The sequence below is a fragment of the Eikenella sp. genome, assembly GCF_057315495.1.
On record NZ_DBHKXY010000037.1, the window covers coordinates 26,004 to 50,319 of the forward strand.

29 protein-coding genes are annotated in these 24,316 nt (G+C 57.2%); 12 read left to right on the top strand and 17 right to left on the bottom strand.

Annotation, left to right across the window (positions count from 1 at the left end; translation table 11 throughout):
* Window positions 1-31 precede the first annotated feature (31 nt).
* Window positions 32-400: a hypothetical protein gene (locus ACO6EE_RS06535; RefSeq protein WP_485960087.1), complete on the top strand. Its 369-nt coding sequence runs from the start codon at window positions 32-34 to the stop codon at window positions 398-400.
* Window positions 401-619: 219 nt separating this feature from the next.
* On the opposite strand, the gene ACO6EE_RS06540 is transcribed toward ACO6EE_RS06535, so the two are convergent.
* On the bottom strand, window positions 620-1,879 hold the full coding sequence (locus ACO6EE_RS06540; RefSeq protein ID WP_485960089.1) for a LysM peptidoglycan-binding domain-containing protein: 1,260 nt from the start codon (window positions 1,877-1,879) through the stop codon (window positions 620-622).
* Between the two features lie 175 nt (window positions 1,880-2,054).
* On the opposite strand from ACO6EE_RS06540, the gene def reads away from it, so the two are divergent.
* From def to ACO6EE_RS06585, 9 genes are all read left to right on the top strand, one after another.
* Window positions 2,055-2,558, top strand: coding sequence for a peptide deformylase (gene def, locus ACO6EE_RS06545; RefSeq protein ID WP_485960090.1), 504 nt, complete (start codon window positions 2,055-2,057; stop codon window positions 2,556-2,558).
* Between the two features lie 25 nt (window positions 2,559-2,583).
* Window positions 2,584-3,519 carry a methionyl-tRNA formyltransferase gene (fmt, locus tag ACO6EE_RS06550; RefSeq protein WP_485960091.1) on the top strand — a complete coding sequence of 312 codons (936 nt, stop codon included), beginning with the start codon at window positions 2,584-2,586 and terminating at the stop codon, window positions 3,517-3,519.
* On the top strand, window positions 3,516-4,775 hold the full coding sequence (rsmB, locus tag ACO6EE_RS06555) for a 16S rRNA (cytosine(967)-C(5))-methyltransferase RsmB (RefSeq protein ID WP_485960093.1): 1,260 nt from the start codon (window positions 3,516-3,518) through the stop codon (window positions 4,773-4,775). The genes fmt and rsmB overlap by 4 nt, the downstream gene beginning before the upstream one ends.
* Window positions 4,738-5,334, top strand: coding sequence for a DUF4390 domain-containing protein (locus ACO6EE_RS06560; RefSeq protein ID WP_485960095.1), 597 nt, complete (start codon window positions 4,738-4,740; stop codon window positions 5,332-5,334). Before rsmB ends, ACO6EE_RS06560 begins: the two co-directional genes overlap by 38 nt.
* Before the next feature lie 9 nt (window positions 5,335-5,343).
* Window positions 5,344-7,458: a sensor histidine kinase gene (locus ACO6EE_RS06565; RefSeq protein ID WP_485960097.1), complete on the top strand. Its 2,115-nt coding sequence runs from the start codon at window positions 5,344-5,346 to the stop codon at window positions 7,456-7,458.
* Window positions 7,445-8,719, top strand: a complete 1,275-nt coding sequence (locus tag ACO6EE_RS06570; protein ID WP_485960098.1) for a sigma-54-dependent transcriptional regulator — start codon at window positions 7,445-7,447, stop codon at window positions 8,717-8,719. The genes ACO6EE_RS06565 and ACO6EE_RS06570 overlap by 14 nt, the downstream gene beginning before the upstream one ends.
* A 502-nt stretch (window positions 8,720-9,221) precedes the next feature.
* On the top strand, window positions 9,222-10,181 hold the full coding sequence (locus ACO6EE_RS06575; protein ID WP_485960100.1) for an acetyl-CoA carboxylase carboxyltransferase subunit alpha: 960 nt from the start codon (window positions 9,222-9,224) through the stop codon (window positions 10,179-10,181).
* Entirely contained in the window at window positions 10,159-11,463 is a 1,305-nt protein-coding gene (gene tilS, locus ACO6EE_RS06580; protein WP_485960101.1) for a tRNA lysidine(34) synthetase TilS, read from the top strand. The genes ACO6EE_RS06575 and tilS overlap by 23 nt, the downstream gene beginning before the upstream one ends.
* A 258-nt stretch (window positions 11,464-11,721) precedes the next feature.
* On the top strand, window positions 11,722-12,177 hold the full coding sequence (locus ACO6EE_RS06585; RefSeq protein WP_485960103.1) for an SH2 domain-containing protein: 456 nt from the start codon (window positions 11,722-11,724) through the stop codon (window positions 12,175-12,177).
* Between the two features lie 67 nt (window positions 12,178-12,244).
* Here ACO6EE_RS06585 and ACO6EE_RS06590 read toward each other — a convergent pair whose 3' ends face one another.
* The 5 genes from ACO6EE_RS06590 to ACO6EE_RS06610 all read right to left on the bottom strand — a co-directional run bounded on the left by ACO6EE_RS06590 (window position 12,245) and on the right by ACO6EE_RS06610 (window position 14,872).
* The gene (locus ACO6EE_RS06590; RefSeq protein WP_153708725.1) at window positions 12,245-12,439 is read right to left on the bottom strand and encodes a DUF1737 domain-containing protein; all 195 of its coding nucleotides are present in this window, start codon (window positions 12,437-12,439) and stop codon (window positions 12,245-12,247) included.
* 130 nt (window positions 12,440-12,569) lie between these two features.
* The gene (locus ACO6EE_RS06595) at window positions 12,570-13,055 is read right to left on the bottom strand and encodes a hypothetical protein (RefSeq protein WP_485960105.1); all 486 of its coding nucleotides are present in this window, start codon (window positions 13,053-13,055) and stop codon (window positions 12,570-12,572) included.
* Between the two features lie 31 nt (window positions 13,056-13,086).
* Window positions 13,087-13,695, bottom strand: coding sequence for a BON domain-containing protein (locus ACO6EE_RS06600; RefSeq protein WP_153715007.1), 609 nt, complete (start codon window positions 13,693-13,695; stop codon window positions 13,087-13,089).
* A 37-nt stretch (window positions 13,696-13,732) separates the two neighbouring features.
* Entirely contained in the window at window positions 13,733-14,323 is a 591-nt protein-coding gene (locus tag ACO6EE_RS06605; RefSeq protein ID WP_064089592.1) for a phosphoheptose isomerase, read from the bottom strand.
* A 201-nt stretch (window positions 14,324-14,524) separates the two neighbouring features.
* Window positions 14,525-14,872: a YraN family protein gene (locus ACO6EE_RS06610; RefSeq protein ID WP_485960107.1), complete on the bottom strand. Its 348-nt coding sequence runs from the start codon at window positions 14,870-14,872 to the stop codon at window positions 14,525-14,527.
* Between the two features lie 114 nt (window positions 14,873-14,986).
* Here ACO6EE_RS06610 and rsmI point away from each other — a divergent pair, with 114 nt between their 5' ends.
* Window positions 14,987-15,862, top strand: coding sequence for a 16S rRNA (cytidine(1402)-2'-O)-methyltransferase (gene rsmI / locus ACO6EE_RS06615; protein ID WP_485960108.1), 876 nt, complete (start codon window positions 14,987-14,989; stop codon window positions 15,860-15,862).
* An 84-nt stretch (window positions 15,863-15,946) separates the two neighbouring features.
* Here rsmI and ACO6EE_RS06620 read toward each other — a convergent pair whose 3' ends face one another.
* From ACO6EE_RS06620 to ACO6EE_RS06655, 8 genes are all read right to left on the bottom strand, one after another.
* Window positions 15,947-16,552: a L,D-transpeptidase family protein gene (locus ACO6EE_RS06620; RefSeq protein WP_485960109.1), complete on the bottom strand. Its 606-nt coding sequence runs from the start codon at window positions 16,550-16,552 to the stop codon at window positions 15,947-15,949.
* Between the two features lie 80 nt (window positions 16,553-16,632).
* Window positions 16,633-16,914: a DUF7710 domain-containing protein gene (locus tag ACO6EE_RS06625; RefSeq protein ID WP_485960111.1), complete on the bottom strand. Its 282-nt coding sequence runs from the start codon at window positions 16,912-16,914 to the stop codon at window positions 16,633-16,635.
* Window positions 16,911-17,336, bottom strand: a complete 426-nt coding sequence (locus tag ACO6EE_RS06630) for a hypothetical protein (protein WP_485960112.1) — start codon at window positions 17,334-17,336, stop codon at window positions 16,911-16,913. The genes ACO6EE_RS06625 and ACO6EE_RS06630 overlap by 4 nt, the downstream gene beginning before the upstream one ends.
* Before the next feature lie 71 nt (window positions 17,337-17,407).
* A complete protein-coding gene (locus ACO6EE_RS06635; protein WP_485960113.1) occupies window positions 17,408-17,878 on the bottom strand; it encodes a copper chaperone PCu(A)C in 471 nt (156 codons plus the stop codon).
* Between the two features lie 30 nt (window positions 17,879-17,908).
* Entirely contained in the window at window positions 17,909-18,271 is a 363-nt protein-coding gene (locus ACO6EE_RS06640; protein ID WP_485960115.1) for a diacylglycerol kinase, read from the bottom strand.
* Window positions 18,272-18,359: 88 nt separating this feature from the next.
* Window positions 18,360-19,313, bottom strand: a complete 954-nt coding sequence (gene gshB / locus ACO6EE_RS06645; RefSeq protein ID WP_485960117.1) for a glutathione synthase — start codon at window positions 19,311-19,313, stop codon at window positions 18,360-18,362.
* A 50-nt stretch (window positions 19,314-19,363) separates the two neighbouring features.
* A complete protein-coding gene (locus ACO6EE_RS06650) occupies window positions 19,364-19,627 on the bottom strand; it encodes a hypothetical protein (protein ID WP_485960118.1) in 264 nt (87 codons plus the stop codon).
* Window positions 19,628-19,681: 54 nt separating this feature from the next.
* Window positions 19,682-19,900: a PspC domain-containing protein gene (locus ACO6EE_RS06655; protein WP_485960119.1), complete on the bottom strand. Its 219-nt coding sequence runs from the start codon at window positions 19,898-19,900 to the stop codon at window positions 19,682-19,684.
* A 244-nt stretch (window positions 19,901-20,144) separates the two neighbouring features.
* Here ACO6EE_RS06655 and folE2 point away from each other — a divergent pair, with 244 nt between their 5' ends.
* On the top strand, window positions 20,145-20,927 hold the full coding sequence (folE2, locus tag ACO6EE_RS06660; RefSeq protein ID WP_070746562.1) for a GTP cyclohydrolase FolE2: 783 nt from the start codon (window positions 20,145-20,147) through the stop codon (window positions 20,925-20,927).
* A gap of 108 nt (window positions 20,928-21,035) precedes the next feature.
* Here the strand turns inward: folE2 and hpnC are convergent, their stop codons facing one another.
* From hpnC to acpS, 3 genes are all read right to left on the bottom strand, one after another.
* On the bottom strand, window positions 21,036-21,851 hold the full coding sequence (gene hpnC, locus ACO6EE_RS06665; RefSeq protein WP_485960121.1) for a squalene synthase HpnC: 816 nt from the start codon (window positions 21,849-21,851) through the stop codon (window positions 21,036-21,038).
* 183 nt (window positions 21,852-22,034) lie between these two features.
* Window positions 22,035-23,381 carry an aldehyde dehydrogenase family protein gene (locus tag ACO6EE_RS06670; protein WP_023886905.1) on the bottom strand — a complete coding sequence of 449 codons (1,347 nt, stop codon included), beginning with the start codon at window positions 23,379-23,381 and terminating at the stop codon, window positions 22,035-22,037.
* Window positions 23,382-23,538: 157 nt separating this feature from the next.
* The gene (gene acpS, locus ACO6EE_RS06675; RefSeq protein ID WP_485960123.1) at window positions 23,539-23,919 is read right to left on the bottom strand and encodes a holo-ACP synthase; all 381 of its coding nucleotides are present in this window, start codon (window positions 23,917-23,919) and stop codon (window positions 23,539-23,541) included.
* Window positions 23,920-24,316: the final 397 nt, after the last annotated feature.

Here is a 24,316-nt window from a genome sequence, read left to right on the forward strand (position 1 = left end):
CAGTCAGCCAATAGAAAAACTCTTCTCAGCTATGCACTTCTACGAAAAACTCAGCAGCCTTCTCGGCCTAGCCTGCCACCCCAACATGCAAGACTGGGAATTGGAAAACGCCAACCCGGATCGCCTGCCCGAGTTCATCCATGCCTACCAAACCGGCAGCTTCTCACACCAAGAGCAGCTCGACTTGATGGGGCTCATCCTTGCCTCATTCAATGATTACCTGGCTGAAGAAGCCACACCCGATTCGGCAATCGAACACACTATTTGTGCCTTGCTAGAACAGCAATGGCAGGATTTCCACCCGCTCGCGCGCTATTGGTCTCTGCTGGATGAAGACTTGGATGATGAATTTCCCATCACCCCTATCATGCGGAAACTATGGGCGCAACATTTCAGCTAGCCATCACTTGGATACCTGTGCCCGGTACAATGATTACTCAAGGCTGCCTGAAACTTGAAAAAGATAAATACAACATCGATACAATAAATTCAAACCCACTATACCCGCTACCTTTGAAGGCATCCCGACAGTATTTCTGCCTATTCCAACACCATATCCTATAACAAAAGGCTACCTGAATTTTCAGGTAGCCTTTGATTCCATCACACTTCTTCACGCTTAGCGGGTCGGATCGATATTGCTGCGTAAGTCGTATTGGTGATGGTCGTATTCATACGGGCCTTGCGGATTGTTGGGCTCGTGGCGGTACTGATGCCCCATATCATCCAAATCATGGCCGGGTTCGGTGGCCAAATCACCCACTGATACGTTTACTCTAGACTCCAGCACGATAGCGGAAGAAACATGTTCGCCCACGTTATACACCATAGCCAAACCTATTTCTTCAGCCGGAATACTTACATACTTCACAGTCGGGCTAGGATTGATATCGGTGCGCACTTGGCGGCTCTGACGGTACAGGCTTACCACGGTACCTTTATCCAAACCATCAGCCGAGCCTTTGTTCAGGATAATGGTGCTAAAGCGGCCGGCTTCGCTGATACCATCCAGTACATCCACGATGCGGGCACGCACTTGGTTTTCCGGCTCATGCGGCATCATATTGAAGGCGTCCTCTTCGCCGTTATAGCGCAGCAGATAGTCGCCTTGGCGGATTTCAGCCACTTGCTCACGAATCTGCAAAGCTTGTGCGGTTTCGGTCGGCACTTTCACCAGAGGATGATGGCGGGTGTAGTATTGGTTGTCCGGCAGTGCTTGACGATCGCTTTCAGAACGTTCGGCCAAAGCAGTACTGGTTACCGGCAGAGTGGCCAATTTGCCGCTGAACACAACCAGCTGGCCGATAAATTTACCGGTTTCCGGATCGATAATGTCTTTAACCGGGCGGTAAACCAAGTATTCGCCCGATTCAGTAATACCGTAGGCATAAATACGGTCACCCAAGGAGTACATGGTTTTGCCTTCCGGGCCGGCGATGATGCGCGGCGCATCTTGGGTGGTGCGGCGGGCAATCACCTGCGGATGTTTCATGAACATACGGTAGTAGTTCAGATTGAGGGTAGAGATGCCATAACCGGAAGAAGTTTCACGCACGCGCGGCTGCAATTTAACGGTGGGGATACCGCCGGCGTTGTCTATACGCAGGCGCGGCTGGCCGTTTACATAGTGCAACACCAACACTTGGCCCGGATAAATCAGATGAGGATTGCGGATGGTGCGGCGGTTGGCGCCCCACAACTGCGGCCATTTCCATGGGCGATAAAGGTATCTACCGGAAATACCCCACAAGGTGTCGCCGGTACGCACGGTGTAGCGTGCAGGGGCGTTGGGGCGCACACGCAGAGGACCAGCCTCGGCGGGCAATGCAGAAACAGTCAAGCCAATGGCGCAAAGCAAGGTTATAATATGTTTTCTCATGAGAGAGTTTCCCTTTAGGATTAACGAACCTGATAACGCTTTATTTACGTTGTTGTTGATGAAATTAACGGAATCATAGAACATTTTAGGTATCTTGCGCCAGTATTCAGGCGAAAAAACCGTTACAACTGCAACAAGAACGTGTCTATCTATGCACACTTAAGAGAGAAATCAAATGGCTTTACTGAATATTTTGCGCTATCCCGACCCCCGCCTGAACCTAGTGGCCAAACCGGTAGAACAGGTGGACGAGCGCATCAAACAACTGGTGGCCGACATGGCCGAAACCATGTATGAAGCAAAAGGCATCGGCCTGGCCGCCACGCAAGTGGACGTACACGAGCGTGTGGTGGTGATGGACTTATCCGAAAGCCGCGACCAACTGCAAGTACTGATTAATCCAGTGATTATCGAACGCGACGGCGAAACTGTGTATGAAGAAGGCTGCCTATCCGTGCCAGGCATATACGACAAAGTAACCCGAGCCGAAAGCATCGTAGCCGAAGCGCTGGATGCAGAAGGCAAGCCCTACACCATCCGAGCCGACGGCCTGCAAGCCATCTGCATTCAGCACGAAATCGACCACCTCGACGGCAAAGTTTTCGTGCAATATCTGTCGCGCCTGAAGCAGGAACGCATCAAAACCAAGATGAAGAAACTCGACAAACACACGCTCTAATCCAAGCAAGAGGCTACCTGAAACCATGATTCGCAAAGTAATTTTTGCCGGCACCCCCGATTTCGCCGCCACGGCCCTGCGCGCCATTGCCGAAGCCGGCTTCGATATCCCGCTGGTGCTCACCCAGCCCGACCGCCCCAAAGGGCGCGGCATGAAGCTGCAAGCTTCTCCAGTGAAAGAAACTGCGCTCGAACTCGGTTTTCAGGTAGCCCAACCCGAAAGCTTGAAAAGCGAATCGGCACAAGCAATGCTGCGTGCTGTGGAAGCCGACATCATGGTAGTGGCCGCTTACGGCTTATTGTTGCCGCAAGCCGTGCTCGACATCCCGCGCTACGGTTGCCTCAACATCCATGCTTCGCTGTTGCCGCGCTGGCGCGGTGCCGCCCCCATCCAGCGTGCTATTGAAGCAGGCGATAGCGAAACCGGCATCTGCATCATGCAAATGGATGCCGGACTCGACACCGGTGCCGTTATCAGCCGCCATCCCTGCCCGATTCTCCCCAACGACAACGCCCAAACCCTGCACGACAAACTGGCCGAAATCGGCGCACGCGCCATTGTTGCCGATTTGCAACACTATACTCAACGTAACGCCCAGCCTCAACCCGAATACGGCATCACTTACGCCCACAAATTAAGCAAAGCCGATGCCCAAATCGATTGGACGCAGCCCGCCGAAGCCATCGAACGCTGTATCCGTGCCTTCAACCCCGTGCCCGGTGCCTGGTGCGACTACCACGGCAAACCACTGAAAATCTGGGCTGCACAAGCTAGTTTCGCTGGCGGCGTGACTGGCAGCGTGTTACAAGCCGATAAAAACGGTATTCAGGTAGCCTGCGGCAGCGGCTCGTTGCTGATTCAAACCATGCAGCCTGCCGGCAGCGCCCGCATGGAAGCTGCCGCTTTCCTAGCCGGCCATCCTATTGCCGTCGGCAGCCGCTTCGGAGCAGAACACGCATGAGCCTAGCCAACATACAAACCCTCGCCGCCCACAGCGTGGCGGCCGTTGAAGCCGGGCGCAATCTGTCCGACGTGCTGGCCGAAATCTGGCGCGACCACCCACAGCTCTCCGCCCAAGAACGCGGTGCGCTGCAAGATATTGCCTACGGCTGCCAGCGCTTTTCAGGTAGCCTGCACTCCCTGCTCGGCCTGATGCTGAACAAGCCCCTGCCCCGCGCCGACATCCGCAGCCTGATATTGGCCGCCCTCTACCAGCTCGCCTACAGCCGCAACGCCGCCCATGCCGTGGTAAACGAAGCCGTACGCGCCGCCGGCAAAATCGGCAAAGGCCAATACAAAGCCCTCACCAACGCCCTGCTCCGCCGCTTCCTGCGCGAGCGCGACAGCCTGATGCAGCAGGCGCAGCAAAGCCTGGAAGGCCGCTACAACCTGCCCGACTGGTGGCTCGAACGGCTGCAACAAGACTACCCCGAACACTGGCTGCAAATCACCGAAGCCTTCAACAGCCATCCACCGATGACCCTGCGCATCAACCGCCGGCACACCGATGCGGAAGGCTACCTGAAAATCCTAGCCGAACACAGCATGCAGGCCGAAATCCTCGGCAGCCACGCAGTAATGCTGGCCACGCCCGTACCTGTTTCCGCCCTGCTGCTGTTTGCCGAAGGCGTCGTGTCTGTACAGGATTGGGGCGCACAACAAGCCGCCGCCTGGCTCAATGTGCAAAACGGCGAACGCGTACTCGATGCCTGCGCCGCACCCGGCGGCAAGAGCGGCCACCTGCTCGAATGGGCAGACTGCACACTTACCGCTATCGATATCGACCCCGCCCGCCTACAACAAGTGCGCGACAACCTAAGCCGCCTCAATCTAAGCGCCGAGCTGCACGCCGCCGACGCACGGCAATGGACTTCGTGTTATGATGGTCTTCTGTTCGACGCAGTGCTGGCCGACGTGCCCTGCACCGCCTCGGGCGTTGCCCGCCGCCATCCCGACATCAAATGGCTGCGCCGTCCGCAGGATGCCAAGAACACAGCCGCCCAGCAAACTGATCTGCTCGATGCCCTGTGGCGCACGCTCAAGCCCGGCGGCAGGATGCTCCTGTCCACCTGCTCGCTGTTTGCCGAAGAAAACGGCAGCCAGCTGCAAGCCTTTTTGCAACGCCACCCCGACGCTGCCTGCACACGCAGCGAAACCCTGTTACCCAACCAGCACCAAGATGGCTTCTATTACGCGCTTATCCACAAAACTGCTTAGCCTGCTCGCCTGCTGCCTGCTGGCTTTCGTAACCGTGGGTGCACAGGCGGAAGGCATCAACGTTACCCGCTCCAGCGCCACGCTCACCACCGACGGCCGCCTGTCGGTAAACAGCCGCTTCCAAACCGAGCTGCCCGGCCAGCTTCAGGTAGCCCTCAAACAAGGCGTGCCGCTTAATTTCCAACTTAGCTACCGCTTGCAATCGCCCACCCTGGCCGCCTACCGCTGGCGGCTCGGCCAGCTGGTCGGCTCCGCACAAACCATCAACTACAAGCTCGCCTACCATCCGCTCACCGACCGCTATCGTGTCAGCGTCGGCTCTTTTTCCACCGAATACGGCACCCTGCCCACCGCACTGAAGGCTGTTGGCGCGGTAGCCAACTGGCAAGTGCTCGATAAAGGCACACTCTCCGACACCGCCCCCGCCGACGTGGCTGCCGACATCCGCTTGAGCCTGAGCATCAGCGATCTGCCGCGCCCCTTCCAAATCAACGGCGAAACCTCAAAGAGCTGGCAGCTCGATTCCGGCTGGCGCAAACTACTCATCAGCCAGCAATAAAGGGCAACCATGCGCCGTCTGCTCACCTTCATCGCTGTTCTGGGCATGCTCGCTCTGTATGTGCTGGCGCTCGCTACCGGCCACGCCAGCAAGCTGGCGCAGTATTTTTGGTGGATTCTCACCTTCAGCGCCGCCCTCTTAGGCATTCTGCTCACCATCCTCATCTCCCAACTCTGGAAACTCTGGCTCGACCGGCGCAGACGGGTGTTCGGCTCGCAAACCGCCCTGCGCCTGGCCAAAATGTTCATGCTGGTGGCCATCCTGCCCGGCCTGTTCTTATTCGGCGTGTCGGCCCAATTTATTTCACACAGTATCGACTCCTGGTTTGGCAACGAAACCGAACAAGCGCTGGAACGCAGCCTGAATCTAAGCAAATCTGCGCTGGATTTGGCGCTGGATACCTCGGTGCGCAAGGCTGCCGCCGTTCAGGTAGCCTTAATCGGCGAAATGTCGTTGCAGCAAGATGCAAAGCAGGCTCTGGGGCAGCTTTCTGCTAACAGCGACTTCGACCAACTCGCGCTCTACGACAGCAAAACCTTAAGCCCTGCCGCCGAATACCGCCAGCCTGATGCCGACAAATTGCCGCCACCCGAGCTCACACGCGATATTCTCGAACAGGTGAAAACCACCGGTAGTGCCCGCAGCGTGGCCAACGTCGGCCACACGCTCTACGCCCAAGGCTGGCTCGTCCTGCCCGAGTTGCACGGCCAACACTATATTTTGTTCTTCCGCCAGCCGGTGCAGAAACAAGTGGCCGACGACGTTACCCTGATTGAAGCCGCCCGCGCCCGCTACGCCGAAATCAGCTATGCTAAGCAAGGCTTGCAAACCTTCTTCCTGTTCACCCTCTTGATGGCCACCCTGCTGGCTATTCTGCTCGCACTGGTGATTGCCCTGTTTTTCGCCCAACGCTTCACCGCGCCGATTCTCTCCTTGGCCGCCGGTGCACGCTCCGTGGCACAGGGCAATTATTCGCAGCAGCTGGCCGTGTACCGTAACGACGAGCTCGGCCGCCTCACCACCCTGTTCAACCACATGACCGCCGAGCTCAACGCCTCCCATATCCGCCAGGAGGCTGCCCGTCACTACCTCGAATGCGTGCTCTCCAGCCTCACCAGCGGCGTAGTTACGCTCGACGACCAAGGCTACCTGAAAGCCTGTAATAGCAGTGCCGGGCATATTCTCATGCTCGACTTGGCCGCCTGCCGAGAAACCATCGTGCACGAATGGCATAAACTCGGCGTGGCCGAGGCGCTGGCCGCCCAAGTGCTGCTTGCCATCCTTTCCACCATTGATAGCGACAAACCCGTGCAGCTCACCTATGCTGCACCCGATGAATCCCGCATCCTGCTAGGCAAGGCCACCCGTCTGCCCGAAGACAACGGAGCCGGCACCGTATTGGTATTCGATGACGTAACCGCGCTGGTGCAGGCACAGAAAGAAGCCGCATGGGGCGAAGTGGCTCAACGCCTGGCGCACGAAATCCGCAATCCGCTCACCCCCATCCAGCTTTCCGCCGAACGCCTGGCCTGGAAGCTCGACGGCAAGCTGGACGACAAAGACGCCGCTATGCTTGAGCGCGCCACCGACACCATCGTCAACCAGGTGGCCGCCATGAAAGACATGGTTGAAGCCTTCCGCAACTACGCCAAAGCACCGAAACTCAAACTGGAACGTATCGATTTAAACGTTTTGGCTGCCGAGCTGTTGGTGTTGTATGAGGGCTCAAATTGTACATTTGAAGCGGATTTCAGTAATATAGAAGCCGTGGTCGAAGCCGATGCCGGCGCCATGCGCCAGGTGTTGCACAATATTTTGAAAAACGGTGCCGAAGCCGCCGCTGCAGACGAACAGCCAAAAGTGTTGCTCCAAACAGCAGTGCAAAATGAGAAAGTGCTGCTAACCATTTGCAATAACGGCAAAAGTTTCAGCGAAGACATGCTTCTCCATGCCTTCGACCCCTATGTTACCGACAAACCCAGCGGCACCGGTTTGGGCTTGCCGGTGGTGAAAAAAATTATTGAAGAGCACAAAGGCCGCATATCGCTGGCCAACCGCCCGGAAGGCGGGGCTTGTGTGAAAATTACTTTACCCCTACTGATGGAAAACGATGCGCAGCAGTGATATTTTGATTGTAGATGATGAAGTGGGCATCCGCGATTTGCTGTCGGAAATCCTGCAAGACGAAGGCTATTCAGTTACCCTGGCCGAAAATGCCGAAGAAGCCCGCCAACTTCGAAACCAAACCCGCCCCACCATGGTGTTGCTGGATATTTGGATGCCTGATTGCGACGGCATTACCCTGCTCAAAGAGTGGGCCAAATCCGGCCAGCTCAATATGCCTGTGGTGATGATGAGCGGCCACGCCAGCATCGACACTGCCGTGGAAGCCACCAAAATCGGTGCGCTGGATTTCTTAGAAAAACCCATCGCCCTGCAAAAGCTTTTGGCTGCCGTAGAACGCGCCTTCAAGCACAGCGCCATGCAGGCTTCCTCCACCATGTCGCTGGATAAGCTCGGCACCAGCGAAGCCGTGAAGCAGCTCAACCAGCAGCTCGAACGCGCTGCCCGCACCCAAGCCCCTGTGCTGCTCTCCGGCGAGCCCGGTTCACCGTTTGAACTGGTGGCGCACTACTTCCAAACCAGCAACTCCCCCTGGGTGGAGCCCGGCAAAATTGAACAAATCAGCGGCAGCCCCATCGAGTTGCTGCAAAAAGCCAGCAACGGCGTGCTCTATCTGGGCGACATCGCCCAATACGGCAAAAGTATCCAGCAAGGCATCCTCTTCCTCTTAGGCAAGGCCGACCGCTACAACGTGCGTATCGTCTGCGCCTGCAGCCAGCCGATACAAGAGCTGATCACCAGCCCCGACTACGACAGCCGCCTGCTCAACAACCTCTCGGCCATCATGGTCAGCATCCCGCCCTTGCGCAACCAGCCGGAAGACATTGTTTTCTTGGTAGAGCAGCTGATTCAGGAGTTTTCCGAGAGCCGTAAAACCGCCGTCAAATTCAACACTGCTGCCCTGAACGCCCTACGCCAATACGACTGGCCGGGCAACTTCGAGCAGCTGCGTAGCGTGGTAAAAAGCATCGTACTCACCACAGATAGCAAAGAAATCGGTTTGGAAAACGTGCAGACCGTGCTCAGCCAGTTTACGCTCAACCAACCCTCCGAACTGGTGGGCGGCTTCAACTTCGACCTACCCCTGCGCGAATTACGCGAAGACTTGGAACGCCGCTATTTCGAATACCACATTGCCCAGGAAGGGCACAACATGAGCAAAGTGGCGCAGAAAGTCGGCCTTGAGCGTACCCATCTGTACCGCAAGCTCAAACAGCTCGGCATTCAATTCTCCCGCCGAGGCAATAACGACAGCAAATAGTTCCGCCCAGTCAGGCTACCTGAAAATCAAGCTAATGGTTTTCAGGTAGCCTGTAGCATTATTTAGCAGCTGCCCTATTCGCAACATCCACCAACAGGCTACCTGAAAGCACAGCTTAGAAAGAAAAACTAGGTTTCCAAAGAAAGCCGAGTTGCTGCACCACTAAAACTAGCTGCCTCCATTTATAAACATAACAAAAATTAGCAAAAGCCCCAATACAACAAAACAGTTAGCTACTTTAAAGGCTACCTGAAACCAACCTGACCCACGAAAAATCAGCAGCAACAGCTGCACAAACTGCGCATCTTAGCGTATCATTGCAGCGGTTCAGACCGCAAAGTAATGTTAAGAAACCGTCTCCACGCTACAGCTATAGATAAAGCACATTTTTTCTGCACAGCAGAACCCATGCCGTAGGAAATAAAGTGTTTTAGCCTCCCTAAGCGTGCTTAGCTTGGGCTGCCTCCGTCAATCGGTGCAGCCACAACAAGGAAACAGACACATGAAACAGATTTTTCTCGATTTCGAACAGCCCATTGCCGAACTGGTGCAGAAAATAGAAGAGCTGCGCTTCGTGCAAAACGACTCGGTATTGGATATTTCCGAAGAAATCGAACGCCTGCAAAAGAAAAGTAACGAGCTCACCAAAAGCATCTTTGCCAAGCTCACCCCCGCGCAAATTATGCAGGTTTCGCGCCATCCGCAGCGTCCCTACACCCTCGACTACATCGAGGCGCTGTGCACCGATTTTGAAGAGCTGCACGGCGACCGCCACTATGCCGACGACTATGCCATCGTGGGCGGATTGGCCAAATTTGAAGGCCAGAGTGTAGTGGTTATCGGCCACCAAAAAGGCCGCGACACCAAGGCCAAAATCCGCCGTAATTTCGGCATGCCCCGCCCTGAAGGCTACCGCAAAGCCCTGCGCCTGATGCGCACTGCCGAAAAATTCGGCCTGCCCGTGCTCACCTTTATCGACACCCCCGGTGCCTATCCCGGCATCGGCGCCGAAGAGCGCGGCCAATCCGAAGCCATCGGCCGTAATCTGTATGAACTCACCCGCTTACGCGTGCCGGTTATCTGCACCGTAATTGGCGAAGGCGGCTCCGGCGGTGCGTTGGCCATTGCCGTGGGCGATGCCGTGAACATGCTGCAATACGCCACCTATTCCGTGATTTCGCCTGAAGGCTGCGCTTCCATTCTGTGGAAAACCGCCGAAAAAGCCGCCGATGCCGCGCAAGCCCTAGGCATCACCGCCAAGCGACTGAAGAGCCTCGAGCTGATCGACCAAATCATCGCCGAGCCCTTGGGCGGTGCACACCGCGATTACGAAACCGTGATGAACAACGTGCGCAAAACCATCCGCCAGCAGCTGGCCGATTTGGAACACCAGCCAGTGGAGCAGCTGCTGGCCAAACGCTTCGACCGCATCATGGCTTATGGAAAATTCACCGACAAATAACCCCCTGCAGCAACACCTTGCCCAACAATGGCCGGCGCCAAACGCCGGCCGTTTTGCCGTGGAAGTCGGTTTCAGCGGCGGGCTCGATTCCGTGGTTTTGCTGCACCTGTTATGCAGCCTGCGCAACGAATTGCCGCTGGAGTTGAGTGCGGTGCACGTCCACCACGGCCTCGATACCCCCGCCGACCAATGGGCAGAATTTTGCCGCGAGCTGTGCGCCCAATGGCAAGTACCGCTGCGTATAGAACGTGTGCAGGTAGAATTTGGCCGCTTAGGGCTGGAAGCCGCCGCCCGTGCCGAACGCTACCGCTGCTTCGCCCAAAGCACCGCCGATGCCGTCGCACTCGCCCACCATGCCGACGACCAGACCGAAACCCTACTGCTGGCCACCCTGCGCGGCGGCGGGCTGCGCGCGCTTTCCGCCATGCCAGCCCTGCGGGCACTAAACGAAAGCGTCAGTCTGTGGCGCCCCCTCTTAGCCATTCCCCGCGCCGAGCTGCTCGCCTACGCCCAAGAACACCAGCTGACATGGGTGGAAGACAGCAGCAACGCCGACACCGCCCTACTGCGCAACTGGCTACGCCGCGAAGGCCTGCCCCCGTGGCAAAAACACGTGCCTCACCTCACCCGCCAACTGCTCGCCACTGTCGGCCGCCTGCAACACGACTTGGCGCTATTGGAAGACTACAGCCAAGCCGAACACCACAGCCTATATGATGCCGACGGCCGTTTTCAGGTAGCCTCGTGGCGGCAACTTTCCCCCTTGCGGCAAACCCACCAGCTGCACACCTTCGCCCGCCACCACCACCTCGGCAGCCCCCGCGCCGACAGCGTACGCCAATTCGCCGCCACCCTCGCCAACCCCGCCGTGCGGCAAGCCCAATGGCCGCTGCCGCACGGCCGCGCCATCCTCTACGCCGGCTGCCTATTTCCCGTTCCCGCCAAATGGACCACCGGTAAACTGCTTGCCCAACCCGCATGGCAACCCGCCACCCACGGGCTACCTGAAAACCTGACTCAACCCAACTGCGGCATCTGGCGTACCCCGCAACCTAGCGATACCCTGCCCCTGCCGCACGGCCGCAAAAAAATCAGCCGCCTGCTACAAGAAAAAAAAGTGCCCCCCTTCATGCGCGCCCTATGGCCGCTGTGGGTGCACGAACAACACGGTTGCCTCGCCGCTGCCAACCTGCAAACCCATTACCGCCTCTCCGTGCCGAACGGCTATCAGGCACAGGCAGAAGATTTGAACCAGTTTATTTTGTCGTTTCAAACAGCATAACTGTAGTTTGGACTATCCAAAAAACACACTAAAATAATATAAAACAAAATCATACAATGCCGATATCAAACATATCGGCATCATTGGTTGCATACAAGATAACAAACCACAGGCAATAGCAAGCTTGCAGCAAAGTCATCCTATGCCGTAGTAGCTGCGGAACTTCCACTGTGACTAATGTAAAATTCGTTCCTTATGTAAAGTCTAGCATAAGCCAAAGACTTTATTTCTTCATTTCCCTCAACCAAAGGAGAAACCATGTCCCCTAAAGCTAAAAAAATCCTCATCGGCGGCACCCTGGCCCTCGCCCTTTTGGGCTGGCGCGGCTATGATGCCGTCAAAACCGTGAAACTGAAAGAGTTTGTCGAGCACTACAATGTGTTTATCAACAACGAAAACCGCTTCCTCACCCATCTCAATGAGCGTACCGATTTCGGTAGTGTGCCCGAAGCCGTGATGATGCCAGTTCGGCATAGTGCCGGTTTTATGGCCAATTCCGACCGAGGCGGCTGCCACTCTATTCCAGATGATGCCCTGCTGGCCGAATGCACCAGCGCCTTTAGCGAATACCACAGCGTGCTGCAGGAAGTAGAAAAGCAGGGGCTGGACGAGGCACGGCTGAAACAGGTGGTTGAACGCGGTGCCCGTACTCATAGCATCATCAACCAAGTAGCCGCGAAGTTTCCGAGCCGGGTTCAAGTGCAGAGTAACTGATTATCCGCCCAGACACGATAAAGGCTACCTGAAAAGTTTTCAGGTAGCCTTTACTGTTTGCAGCATCTCAATATTCGCTCAGGGGCTTATTCGGGTCGTATTGCGCCACTTCTTTCACAATCGCCTGTCCCACACGCACGCCGTTATCGGTGTGCGTCATGGTCGGGCTGCCGTGCAGTTCCCAACCTTGTTGCAGGGCTTCGGTTACGCGGCGGCAGAACACGGAATCGTCTGTGCCGGTGAGCAAGCGGTAAACTTTCATTATCTCTCTCCTCTCATACCGGCCATGAAGCACTGCCGCACATCATGGCCATAAACAGGTTACCTGAAACTTTGCTTTGCTGCTCGGCGCTTTAACTGCGTTGCAGTTTTGCTTTCAGGTAGCCTCCGTTTTAAAACAGGTTGTCCACCGGATTGCCGCCGCCATCTCCACCGGACTGGCGCGGCTGAGGTTGCGGCGCTGGTTTCACCGGCACCTCAATCGGTCGGATTTCGGTTTCCTGCTGCGGGGCAATCGGCTGAATCGGCACTTCTTCCCCAGCAGGGGTGGCCGGAGTGGCGCGACGCGACGCAGCGGGGCGATCTTGTGCCGGCTCGGATGCTTGGGAAGCGGCATTCATATCGGCAGCCGGCGGCAGGCTGTAGGTTTGGCCGGCCGCAGCTGATGCACCGTTGGGCTGCCAAATTTCCACACCCTGCTGCGGTGCGGAAGCATCACTGGGGCCCCGCACTGAATCGGATTTTTGCATCGTGAGCCAAGCCATGGCCACCAGTGCGAACACCACGATAAAGGCCACAATAAAAGCGATCCACACAATGCGGCTAAACGTGCTGCGCGGCTGCTTTTTAGAAGAAGAAGGCATTTCTTTGCCGGTCATGAACTTTCCTTACAATTCAAAGATAAGCGTATTAGCGCACATTGCTGGGCACGAAGGTTTCATACAGCGTAACCACTTGCTGCACACCGGCGGTGGTGCTCACGGTGTTGCTCACCAGCGCCTGTTCTTCAGGCGTGAGAATGCCCATTACATAAGTAACGCCGTTATACGTTACCACTTTCACATGATTAGCCGACACGCCCTTGGTGCCGAGCAAAGTGGTGCGCACTTTGGAAGTAACCCACGAATCGTTGCTTACCTCGCCGAAGCCGCGCGCGCTGGTGGCTACCTGAATATAGTTGTAAATCTTCTCGGCATTGGGCTGGGAGCGCGCCACGCGCTCCACAAATGCCTTATCAGCCTCGCTGGCCACCAAGCCCATCAACAGCACCTGGCGGTTGAAGCTCACCACAGAAAGCTTCGGCTCAAAGCCCTGCATGGTGTTGTTGTTGCGCAGATGAGTGAGCGCCGTGTTTTGGATGCGCACTTCCATCACTTGGTCGTCAGCCTGCGCGCCGGTGCTGCGGCGGTCGGTGGCCGACATCACACCGAATGCGCCAGCGCCCACCAGCGCAGTAACACAGCCGGAAAGCGACAACGGCAGCAGGCACAACAGCAGGAGGCGGAAACTTTTTTTCATGATTTATTGTCCTTTTGAGCGGAAATAGGTGAAGCGTTTATTCTTCAAACAAAGCGGTATCGATATGATCGCACAGGGCGTGAATCAGCAGAATATGGATTTCCTGAATCCGCGCCGTGCGCTGATGCGGCACGTTGAGCAGCACATCGCCTTCAGCCAGCACACCGGCGATTTTGCCGCCGTCGCGCCCGGTGAGTGCCACTACGCTCATGCCCTGCTCGCGGGCGGCTTCGATGGCGGCAAGCACATTGCCGGAATTGCCGGAAGTGGAAATCGCCACCAACACATCGCCCGGGCGGCCGAGCGCCGACACTTGGCGGGCAAAAATCTGATCAAAGGCATAATCATTGCCGATAGCGGTAAGCGCGGAAGTATCGGTGGTGAGCGCGATGGCGCCCAGCGGCATACGTTCTTTTTCAAAACGGCCGGTGAGCTCGGCGGCAAAATGCTGCGCATCGGCTGCCGAACCGCCGTTGCCGCACACCAAAATCTTGCCGTCGGCCATCAGCGAATCCAACAGCAAAGCCGCTGCCCGCGCCGTCGGCTCGGCCAATTGTTCGGCACACTGCTGTTTGGCGGCAATGCTTTCTTGGAAATGCTGTAATACGCGTTGGGCGGCTGGGTTCACAACAGGCTACCTGAAAATAGTAAATGAGAACGTCAGCTATTGTAGCGGCATATGCTGGATTGAACAATTGCCGGCAATGGGCAGGCGGATAGAGGCTAACTGAAAACATTGGTTGCAACACCGCTCAAACCAGCAGCGCAGGTTACTGCGAAACTAAATAACCAACCCTTTGTCAGGTAACCTTGCGCCCATCATGCCGCCTCAATACCCGCCGATATTCTGCAACCATTGCGGCGGCTGGTCGCCTTCAATCAAGATGGCATCGATACGGCAGGGTTTATTCGGCGCATTTTGCTGGAGCCAGGTTTCGGCGCTGCGGCTGAGTTTGGCCAGTTTGGCCGGGGTGATGCTCGCTGCCGCGCCGCCGAAGCTTTGACTGCGCCGCTGCCGCACTTCCACAAACAAATACACCCCGCCCTGCTCGGCGATGATGTCGATTTCGCCATAGCGGCAATGCCAGTTGCGCGCCAAGATGCGGCAGCCTTGTTGTTTCAGGTAGCCTGCGGCGGTATCTTCGGCAGCTTGGCCGGCAGCATGGTTGAGGCGCATGGTTTTCCTTTCGTGCGATACCGCAAATCAGCCCGGCTTCCGCTACGACGTATCGGAAGCGAATTTAATTTGCTATAGTTTGCGGCGTTTCAAACGCAATCATACCCGAAGACCATGTGGCAAAAAATATTGGATAAGGCGGCCGCGCAGATTGAGCCGCAAACGCTGTATGTAGTGGCAACGCCCATCGGCAATCTGGCCGACATCACGTTGCGCGCGCTGGCGGTGTTACAGCGGGCAGACTTGGTGTGCGCGGAAGACACGCGCGTGAGCCAGCAGCTGCTCTCGGCCTACGGCATCCGCGCCAAGCTCGTGAGCGTGCGCGAACACAATGAGCGGCAAATGACTGACACCATCACCGCCGCGCTCGCCGCCGGGCAGGTGGTGGCGCAGATATCGGATGCGGGCACGCCGGCAGTGTGCGACCCCGGCGCGCGGCTGGCCTCGGGCGTTCGGGAGGCGGGCTTCAAGGTGGTGCCGGTGGCCGGAGCCAGCGCGGTGATGGCGGCTTTGAGCGTGGCCGGGGTAACGCAGTCGGATTTTTATTTTGCCGGCTTTCTGCCGCCCAAAGCGGGCGAACGGGCGCAATGGTTTGAGCGTTGGCGCGAAGTGCCCTATGCCGTGGCAATGTTTGAAACGCCGCACCGCATCGAGGCGGCACTCGCCCAAATGGCCGAAATCCTGCCCAACCGGCATTTGGTGCTGGCACGCGAAATCAGCAAAACGTTTGAAACCTTCATCAGCGGCAGCGTGGCCGAAGTGCTGGCTGCCGTGCGTGCCGATGCCAACCAGACGCGCGGCGAGATGGTGCTGGTGCTGCACCCGCCCGAAGCCGCAGCTGCCAACGAACTAAACGACCAGGCGCGGCACATCATGAGCCTGCTCGCCGCCGAACTGCCACCGAAAAAAGCCGCCGCGCTGGCTGCGGAAATCAGCGGGGCGAATAAGAAGGCGCTGTATGAATGGGCAGTGGCACAGAAGCGGGAATAGAAACAACTGAACCACATAAAAGGCTACCTGAAAACGGTAAATCGTTTTCAGGTAGCCTTTTGCCATGCCAAACTGCCCTGCCCGCTAAGGCAAAATCTCAATTTCAGCCTGCGGTTTGACGTGGGCGTAAAGTTCGTCGATTTCGCCATCGGTTACAGCAATGCAGCCGTGGGTCCAATCGCGGCGCATGTGTTGAGCGCCGATAATGCCTAAGCCGTTGTGCAGGGCGTGGATTTTGATGTCGCCGCCGGGGCTTTTACCTTGTGCGGCGGCATGGTCGCGGTCGGCGGCGTTGGGGTAGGAAACGCCGAGGTTTTTGTGGTGGCTGCTGTAGGGATTGCGGTCGTTGATGGTGTAGCGGCCTTCGGGGGTTTTGCCGTCGCCTTCAAATTGTTTGTGGCCAACCGGGCTAAAGCCGAGTGCGATGGGATAGATTTTCAGCAGGTTGCCTTGCGCATCGTAGGCATCCATTTCGCGCTCGGCTTTGCGCACAACGAGTTTGGCAATTTCGCTGCCGGGCGGTAGGGCGGGCTGTTGCAACAGGCTTTGCTGCCTGGGGCTGAGGCCGACGCTGTTGCCGATGTTGGGCAGGCTGCCGGGCGGATTGCTGCTGTGCCGCAGAAAAACATAGCCGCTGCCGAGCAGCAGAAGAATGGTACCGAATAGGGCAAGTAGCGGTTTTTTATTCATGGGTTGGCATCTATCCGAGCTTCTCCGCAACTCGCGTGGCTCGTTTCCACTGCATTGAAGATTCGGTTTTCAGGTAGCCTTTAGGCTGCTTTGCCCGCTTCGTAGTGGTAGTGCTCCAAATGGGCGCTGCTGAAATTTTGGATGAATTGGGCAGTTTGTTGCTCGTCTTTGGTAGGGCGGATGATTTGGCTTTGCACTGCCCAATCATACACCGGCTGGTCAATCGGATAGGCGGTGAGCAGGCCGCTGAGGGCGTATTGCCGAATCCAGCGCTCTGCGTTTTCTTTACCGGAAAAGCAGGCCGACACATTCCGGCTGCCGCTGCCCTGGAACACCCAAATCCGATTATCCACCCGGCTCATGCCGCTGCCCCTTGGTTCAGCCGCTCGAGCAGTGCGCCGTCTTTGCCGAACTCAGCCAGCGTGCCGCCTATATCGAACCAGACTTGCTGGTTTGCTTCGCCGCTGCTGCCATCCAGATGCCAGGCCGCCCAGCTATACACGCCTCGGAGCTCGTGGGTGCGGCCGCCGCCGGACACGTGCAAGCAAAACTCAAAGGCCACGGCAGTACGGTTTATGGTTACGGCTTCGGGATTGCTTTCGGAGCGGGTGCCGACGGTGAGCCAATCGGGCGGGGAGGTAACGGCAAAATCGAGCAGGCGGCTGTCGGCCATTTGTTCGCGCAGAATGCTTTCGACATTGTTGCGGATTTCTGTATAGGGCTCATCAGCAAGCCATTGCAACATATGCCGGGTGTCGTCGAGGAGCTGGAAGTTGTCTTTCATGATTTGAATTAAATAGTTGTGGTTTCAGGTAGCCTCCATCCCAACCAAGAGGCTACCTGAAACCTTATCGGCTAATGCGTGTGATGGTGATGATGGTGGTGATGATCGCCGCCCGCTTCATCACTCGGGCTTTTCACTTCCACTTGCACAGTTTGCTCGGGGGCGTGGCGGAATTTCAGCGTGAGCGGGAAGCGGCTGCCGGCGGTAAGGGGCTGTTTGAGGCCGATCAGCATCACGTGGTAGCCGCCGGGTTTGAGCTCGGTGTGCTCGTTGGCGGGCAGCGGCAGGCCTTGCGGCATGGCCTGCATGCGCATATTGCCGCCGGCCATCACGTGTTCGTGGATTTCCACGCTTTCGGCCACGGGGCTGCTGCCGCCGATCAGTGCGTCGGCAGGGATACCGTTTTCCAGCTGCATAAACACGCCGCCGGAATTCATGCCGGGCACGGTAAACCGCGCCCAAGCCCGGCTTGCGCGCACTTCTGCCTGGGCTGCAGCGGCCAAGAGCAGGCTGGAGAGAATAACGATTTGCTTCAGTTTCATATGCTTTCCTTTCTATTAAATGGGATTGGGCTACAGGGTGTTGAAGGCCATCAGCCAAAAAACGCTAACAAGCAGCAGCGCCACCAGCTGCGCGGCGGAGCCGGCATCTTTGGCGATTTTGGAGAGCGGGTGCAACTCTTCAGAAATCCTGTCCACTACGGCTTCGATGGCGGTGTTGAACAGCTCCACAATCAGCGAGAGCAACGATGCACCCACCAGCAGCATGCGCACAGGCGTATCGAAATCGAAGCAGAACGCCAAGGGCAGCAGCACGGCATGCAGCCACACCAGCTGGCGGAAGGCGGCTTCGTTACGGTAGGCGGCGGCGAGGCCGTCGCGGGAATATTGGGCGGCGGCGATCAGGCGCGCGAGGCCGCGTTTGCCGGGTTTCATAGTGGGGATTCCTTGTGTGGGTGTGTTGGGGATAGGATTTTGGTGTTTCAGGTAGCCTTTGGCCAAACCAGCTAAGGCTACCTGAAAACTACGCCGCGTTCCGCTCCACCGCGTCGATGAATCGGGCGGCTACGTCGAAGCCTTTTTGCTTGGTGATTTCTTGGAAACCGGTGGGGCTGGTTACGTTCACTTCGGTGAGATGGCTGCCAATCACGTCCAAACCGGCCAGCAAAATGCCGCGCCGTTTCAGCTCGGGGGCAAGGGTTTCGGCGATTTCGCGGTCGTGCGCGCTCAATTCCTGCGCTACGCCGCGCCCGCCTGCGGCCAGATTGCCGCGCGTTTCGCCCTGCTGCGGAATGCGGGCAAGGGCAAAGGGCACGACTTCGCCGTCAATCACGAGGATGCGTTTGTCGCCATGCACGATTTCGGGGATGTAGCGCTGTGCCATGATGGTGCGCGTATCCAGCCGCATCAGGGTTTCGAGGATGCTGCCGATGTTCGGATCGCGCCCGGTGAGGCGGAAAATGCCCATGCCGCCCATGCCGTCGAGCGGTTTCACGATGATGTCGCCGTGTTCGGCTAGAAAGGCGCGCACGTCGGCGGCGCGGGTGGAAACAAGGGTGGGCGCGGTGAATCGGGAAAAATTCAAAATGGCGAGTTTTTCGTTGAAATCGCGCATGGCCTGCCCGCTGTTGAACACTTTGGCGCCCTGCTGTTCGGCGAGGGTGAGCAGTTGGGTGCTGTAGAGATATTGCATATCGAACGGTGGGTCGGTGCGCATAATCACGGCATCGAACTCGGTCAGGGCAGCCTGCACTTTATCCTGCGGCTTGAACCATTCGTGGTCGTGGTCGTCTTTCGCGCCGATAAATTGGAAAGGCGCGGCTTGGGCCACCACTTGGCCTTTTTGCACGGAGAGTTCGCCGGCGAGGGTGTGGTGCAGTTTGTGCCCGCGCTTGGCGGCTTCGCGCATCATGGCGTATGTGGTGTCTTTGTAGGTTTTGAAGGTGGCCAACGGGTCGGCGATGAAGAGGATGTTCATGGGGTGTCCTTGTGTGAGTTGTCGGCTGGCGGAGGTTCAGGCTACCTGAATTATCTGCGTCCGATGCCGTAGCCGTAGTCCAGCGTTCCGTCGGCACTGCGGCAAACCAGCGTGTAGGCATTTCGGTTGTCGGCGGCCTGCACCACGCCCAATGTGCCGTGTTCGGCGGCGCAGTGCCGCGCGAATTCTTCGTGGCTGTTTTCGCCGTGCGTTAAGGGATGGAATGCCGCGTTTTGGTGTTTCGCCACCGTGCCGGTGCTTTGGCAGGCGGCGAGCAGCAGGCTAGCGGTTATAATCAGAGCGGTGTGTTTCATCGGGATTTCCGTGCGTGAAAGGGCAAAATGATTGTGCAGGCTACCTGAAACGGACTAGCGGTAGGAATCGAGCGTGGCATTCGGCATGATAAACCACAAGATAATGTAAATTAAAATACCCGGCACGGCCACGCTGGCGCAGGAAATGATGACGAACAGGATGCGCGTCATCGTGAGCGACCAGCCGAGGTATTCGGCAATGCCGCCCATCACGCCGGCCAGTATGCGGTGTTGGCGGGAACGGTGTAGCTTAATTAGTTGCGGTCGGGACATGGGCACCTCCTTATGTGTGGGTGTTTGGGGTTTCTGGCTGCAAAGAGGATGTTCTCGGCAGTATGCAGAGAAAGCAATATGATAAACCAAAAGCGCAAGCAACACCCGCCGCCGGGGCGGGCGGCAAAATCGCAGCCATAAATCTACACTATAAACTCGCGCCAACAATTGCCCCGCGGCGGCGGCAGGGCTATACTTCGCCCCCTTAATCCACCGCCACACACACCAGATAAGGAAACCACGGATGAATGCCATTGCCGACGTGCAAAGCAGCCCCGACCAACGCAATATGCCCATCAACCAAGTGGGCATCAAAGACCTGCACTTCCCGCTGCAAATCCAGAGCGCAGAAGGCGTGCAACACACCATCGCCCGCATCGGCATGACCGTTGCCCTGCCCGCCTCGCAAAAAGGCACGCATATGTCGCGCTTTGTGGCGCTGATGGAAGAGCGGCAGCACCTGGTGCTCGATTTCACCAGCCTGCACCAGCTTACGCTCGATATGCTCGAGCGGCTCGATGCCCAAGCCGGCCGCATCAATATCAGCTTCCCCTTCTTCCGCAAAAAGGCCGCTCCCGTGAGCGGCATCACCTCATTTCTCGACTACGCCGTCACCTGGCAGGGCGAAGTGTCGGCCAGCGGAGAATACAGCCACCAAATCAAAGTATTGGCTCCGGTTACCAGCCTCTGCCCCTGCTCCAAGGAAATTTCGCAATACGGCGCGCACAACCAGCGCTCGCACGTTACCGTTACCCTCACCTGCCACAAACAGGAAGTTTCCATTGAAGAAATCATCGATTTGGTGGAAAACAAAGCTTCCTGCCAGCTCTACGGCCTGCTCAAACGCCCCGACGAAAAATACGTTACCGAACACGCCTACGAAAACCCAAAATTCGTGGAAGACATGGTGCGCGACATCGCCGTGGCACTGAAAAATGACCCGCGCATCGACCGCTTCAGCGTGGAAAGCGAAAACTTCGAAAGCATCCACAACCATTCGGCCTATGCGCTAATTGAATATCCTTGAAGTTAACAATATTGCCGCGCAACAAAAAGGCTACCTGAGAACGAGCTCGTGATTTTCTGCGAAGCTAAAATTTTCAGGTAGCCTTTTGGCTGGGCGGAATACAGCCGTTCACTTTTTCAACCACGCCCGTTTCAGCATCAGCCACCAATCTTTCGCGCCGAGCACGGGGCGGCGGGTGAAGACGTTATAGCGGTTTTCCTCCAGCTTGCGCAAAATGCTCTGCCCGCCGAGGATAATCAGGCGCAGCTCGAAGCCGATGCGGCCATGCAAGGTTTGGCCTAGCGGGGAGCCGGCCTTGAGCATTTTGTGGGCGCGTTGGCATTGGTGCGCCATCAGGCGTTGGAAGGCGGCATCGGCGCGGCCTTCGGCAATTTGCGCTTCGCTCACGCCGAATTTTCCTAAGTCTTCTTGCGGCAAGTAAACGCGGCCTTTTTGCCAATCCACGGCCACGTCTTGCCAGAAGTTGATGAGTTGCAGAGCGGTGCAGATGCCGTCGCTTTGGGCGAGGCTGAGCGGGTCGGTATGGCCATAGAGGTGCAGCAGCAATCTGCCGATCGGATTGGCACTGCGGCGGGCATAATCCACCAGCTCGCCGAAGTGCTGATAGCGGGTTTTCACCACGTCTTGGCTGAAGGCGGAAAGTAAGTGGTAGAAAGGCTCGAGCGGAAGATTAAACGGCCGGATGGCTTCGCGCTCGAGCCGCTGCATCAATTCGCTGTGCGGGGTTTGCCCGGCGGCCAGGCGGTCGAGCTCTGCCCGCAGGTTATCGAGCTGGCGCAGGCGCTCTTCATTGAGCAAATCGCCTTCGTCGGCGATGTCGTCGGCAGTGCGGGCAAACGCATAGATGGCGTGCACCGGGCGGCGCAGGCGGCGCGGTAAAACCAGCGAGCCGACGGGAAAATTTTCATAGTGTCCGACTGACATGGTGTGTCCTTAGTGGGTTTTCAGGTAGCCTCAAAGCAGGAGGCTACCTGAAAAAATGTGGTTTGGGTGTGGATGCCGAATTTTATGTTCTAGGCTGGTGTCGGGCATAAATGCCCGACCTACTGCGCAGACACAAGGCTACCTGAAAAACGGATTTACATTTTCAGGTAGCCTTCTGCCGCGTTATTTCTGCCAATATGCCTTCACGTTCACAAATTCATACAATCCGAATTCGGAGAGCTCTCGCCCGAAGCCGGAGTCTTTCACGCCACCGAAGGGCAGACGCAGGTCGCTGCTGGTGTGGCGGTTGATGAATACGCTGCCGGCTTCGATTTGCTGACCAAGCTCCCAGGCTTTGTCGAGATTGGCGGAGTAGATGCTGGCGCCGAGCCCGAACGGGTTGTCGTTGGCCAGACGCACGGCATCGGCGGCATCGCGGGCGTGGAAAATGCCCACGGCGGGGCCGAACACTTCTTCGCGGTACATGCGGCAAGCGGGAGTGATGTTGTCGAGCACGGTAGCGGGGTAGAAGGTGGTGTCGGCTTCGTTGGGCAGCTCGCCGCCGAGCAGCAGCTTGGCACCGTGTTCGAGCGCATCTTGCACTTGTTCGTGCACTTGCAGCTGCAGGTCTTTGCGGTGCAGCGGGGCGAGGGTAGTATCGGGATCGAGCGGACAGCCGGGGGTGAGGCGGCGGCAGTGTTCGAGGAAGAGGCGGGTAAACTCTGCGGCGATGCCTTTGGTAAGGATGATGCGTTTGCCGGCGTTGCAGGATTGGCCGGCATCGCGGAAGCGGGCATAGCAGGCATCGGCGGCGGCTTGGGCGATATCGGCATCATCAAGCACGATAAAGGCGTTGCTGCCGCCAAGCTCCATTACGGATTTTTTCAGATGGCTTCCGGCGTAGCCGGCCAGGCGGCGGCCGACGTCGGCAGAGCCGGTGAAGGCCAAGGCATCGGTTTTGGCAATGGCGTATTCCACATCTTCGTGTGCCAACCAAGTGGCTCGCCAGGGCAATTCGCTGCCAACAATATCAAACAAGGCGGCGGTTACACGGGCCACGCTGGGCGCGGGTTTTACCAAACAGGCATTGCCGGAGCACAAGGCGGGTACGGCAAATCGAATAATCTGCCACACGGGGTAGTTCCACGGCATCACGGCCAGCACCACGCCTAAAGGCTCGAAGCGCACTTGGCTGAGGCTGGCCTGGGTGGCGATGGTTTGGTGTTGCAGAAGCTGGGGGGCGAGTTTCACATAATAGCGGATGAGGGAAACGGATTTGTCCATCTCGGCTTCGCATTCGCGCAGGCAGCGGCCGACTTCTTCGCAAATCATGCGGGCAAGCTTGGTTTTTTCAGCTTCGAGCCGGTCGGCAAAGGCAGCAAGCATGGCCACACGTGCCTGCACGCCGGCAGCGGCAAAGCGGCGCTGGGCGGTGCGCATTTCGGCCAGGCTTTGGCTGAAGGCGTCCATGCTGTCGGCGGGGCGTTCGTATAGCAAGGTGTTGCTGACGACGTTTCGGCTATAGAACATGGTGTTTCCTTTCTCTATTTGCTTTGGATTAAATGGTTTTAGCGGGCAGCCCGTGCAGCAGGCTACCTGAAACGATGTCTCGCGAAGCCACAGCCGGGTTTCTGCGAAGCTAAAACTTGATGTGATTGTTTTTATTATTTTTATAAACTGCCTTGCCCTACCCTTTTTCGGCCACGGCAAAGGCCACCACCGCGCCGTTGTCGTCGCTCAGGCTCAAATGCACGCGCCCGATGCCTTGTTGGCGCAGCCACTCCTGCAAGGGCGGCTCCACCACGAATTCGGGGTGGCCGAGGTTGTCATGGGCGATGGAAATGTGGTGCAGCGTTACCGGCGAGCGCAAGCCGGTGTGCACGGCTTTGGCAAAGGCTTCTTTGGCGGCAAACCGCTTGGCCAAAAAGTTTACCTTGTTGCCGACGGAGCGCCACTCCAAAAGTTCGATGCGGCTGAGCAGGCGTTCGGCCAATGCCTGGCCGTATTTCTCGTATAGCTGCTCGATGCGCTCGATACGCAGGATGTCGGTGCCTATGCCGTAGATCATTGAGTATTCCTGTTGTGCAAGATAGTGGGCGCATTGTAGCGCATTTTGGCTGCGGCCTTACAGATGGGGCGGCAGCAGCTAGCCGGGATTGGCATATTTTCAGATAGCCTCACATGTAGAAATCAACAGCGTTGTTTACACTTTTGGCTTTTGCTTGAAGACCCGTTTGAGCAGCTATCCGGCATTGTCCAGAATGTCGATAGACACGGGGAAGCCGCTCTGTTCTTGATAATGGCGGATAGCTGCTTAAGAATCATTCAAGAAAAAACAAAAGCCGTCCGCCGTAGAAAAGTGTAAACAACGCGACGATTTCCTACACCGCCATTCTATAGTGGATTAACAAAAATCAGGACAAGGCGGTGAGCCGCAGACAGTACAAATAGTACGGCAAGGCGAG

Bases quoted from the DNA above. Each gene is read 5' to 3' on its own strand.
- hpnC (WP_485960121.1), bottom strand. From the start codon at position 21,851: ATGTCAGTCGGACACTATGAAAATTTTCCCGTCGGCTCGCTGGTTTTA.
- ACO6EE_RS06585 (WP_485960103.1), top strand. From the start codon at position 11,722: ATGTCCCCTAAAGCTAAAAAAATCCTCATCGGCGGCACCCTGGCCCTC.
- ACO6EE_RS06575 (WP_485960100.1), top strand. From the start codon at position 9,222: ATGAAACAGATTTTTCTCGATTTCGAACAGCCCATTGCCGAACTGGTG.
- rsmB (WP_485960093.1), top strand. From the start codon at position 3,516: ATGAGCCTAGCCAACATACAAACCCTCGCCGCCCACAGCGTGGCGGCC.
- rsmI (WP_485960108.1), top strand. From the start codon at position 14,987: ATGTGGCAAAAAATATTGGATAAGGCGGCCGCGCAGATTGAGCCGCAA.
- ACO6EE_RS06590 (WP_153708725.1), bottom strand. From the start codon at position 12,439: ATGAAAGTTTACCGCTTGCTCACCGGCACAGACGATTCCGTGTTCTGC.
- ACO6EE_RS06535 (WP_485960087.1), top strand. From the start codon at position 32: ATGCACTTCTACGAAAAACTCAGCAGCCTTCTCGGCCTAGCCTGCCAC.
- ACO6EE_RS06625 (WP_485960111.1), bottom strand. From the start codon at position 16,914: ATGAGCCGGGTGGATAATCGGATTTGGGTGTTCCAGGGCAGCGGCAGC.
- folE2 (WP_070746562.1), top strand. From the start codon at position 20,145: ATGAATGCCATTGCCGACGTGCAAAGCAGCCCCGACCAACGCAATATG.
- acpS (WP_485960123.1), bottom strand. From the start codon at position 23,919: ATGATCTACGGCATAGGCACCGACATCCTGCGTATCGAGCGCATCGAG.
- ACO6EE_RS06670 (WP_023886905.1), bottom strand. From the start codon at position 23,381: ATGTTCTATAGCCGAAACGTCGTCAGCAACACCTTGCTATACGAACGC.
- ACO6EE_RS06600 (WP_153715007.1), bottom strand. From the start codon at position 13,695: ATGAAAAAAAGTTTCCGCCTCCTGCTGTTGTGCCTGCTGCCGTTGTCG.
- fmt (WP_485960091.1), top strand. From the start codon at position 2,584: ATGATTCGCAAAGTAATTTTTGCCGGCACCCCCGATTTCGCCGCCACG.
- ACO6EE_RS06610 (WP_485960107.1), bottom strand. From the start codon at position 14,872: ATGCGCCTCAACCATGCTGCCGGCCAAGCTGCCGAAGATACCGCCGCA.
- ACO6EE_RS06540 (WP_485960089.1), bottom strand. From the start codon at position 1,879: ATGAGAAAACATATTATAACCTTGCTTTGCGCCATTGGCTTGACTGTT.
- ACO6EE_RS06650 (WP_485960118.1), bottom strand. From the start codon at position 19,627: ATGAAACACACCGCTCTGATTATAACCGCTAGCCTGCTGCTCGCCGCC.
- ACO6EE_RS06620 (WP_485960109.1), bottom strand. From the start codon at position 16,552: ATGAATAAAAAACCGCTACTTGCCCTATTCGGTACCATTCTTCTGCTG.
- tilS (WP_485960101.1), top strand. From the start codon at position 10,159: ATGGAAAATTCACCGACAAATAACCCCCTGCAGCAACACCTTGCCCAA.
- ACO6EE_RS06565 (WP_485960097.1), top strand. From the start codon at position 5,344: ATGCGCCGTCTGCTCACCTTCATCGCTGTTCTGGGCATGCTCGCTCTG.
- ACO6EE_RS06635 (WP_485960113.1), bottom strand. From the start codon at position 17,878: ATGAAACTGAAGCAAATCGTTATTCTCTCCAGCCTGCTCTTGGCCGCT.
- def (WP_485960090.1), top strand. From the start codon at position 2,055: ATGGCTTTACTGAATATTTTGCGCTATCCCGACCCCCGCCTGAACCTA.
- ACO6EE_RS06560 (WP_485960095.1), top strand. From the start codon at position 4,738: ATGGCTTCTATTACGCGCTTATCCACAAAACTGCTTAGCCTGCTCGCC.
- ACO6EE_RS06570 (WP_485960098.1), top strand. From the start codon at position 7,445: ATGCGCAGCAGTGATATTTTGATTGTAGATGATGAAGTGGGCATCCGC.
- ACO6EE_RS06630 (WP_485960112.1), bottom strand. From the start codon at position 17,336: ATGAAAGACAACTTCCAGCTCCTCGACGACACCCGGCATATGTTGCAA.
- ACO6EE_RS06595 (WP_485960105.1), bottom strand. From the start codon at position 13,055: ATGACCGGCAAAGAAATGCCTTCTTCTTCTAAAAAGCAGCCGCGCAGC.
- gshB (WP_485960117.1), bottom strand. From the start codon at position 19,313: ATGAACATCCTCTTCATCGCCGACCCGTTGGCCACCTTCAAAACCTAC.
- ACO6EE_RS06655 (WP_485960119.1), bottom strand. From the start codon at position 19,900: ATGTCCCGACCGCAACTAATTAAGCTACACCGTTCCCGCCAACACCGC.
- ACO6EE_RS06640 (WP_485960115.1), bottom strand. From the start codon at position 18,271: ATGAAACCCGGCAAACGCGGCCTCGCGCGCCTGATCGCCGCCGCCCAA.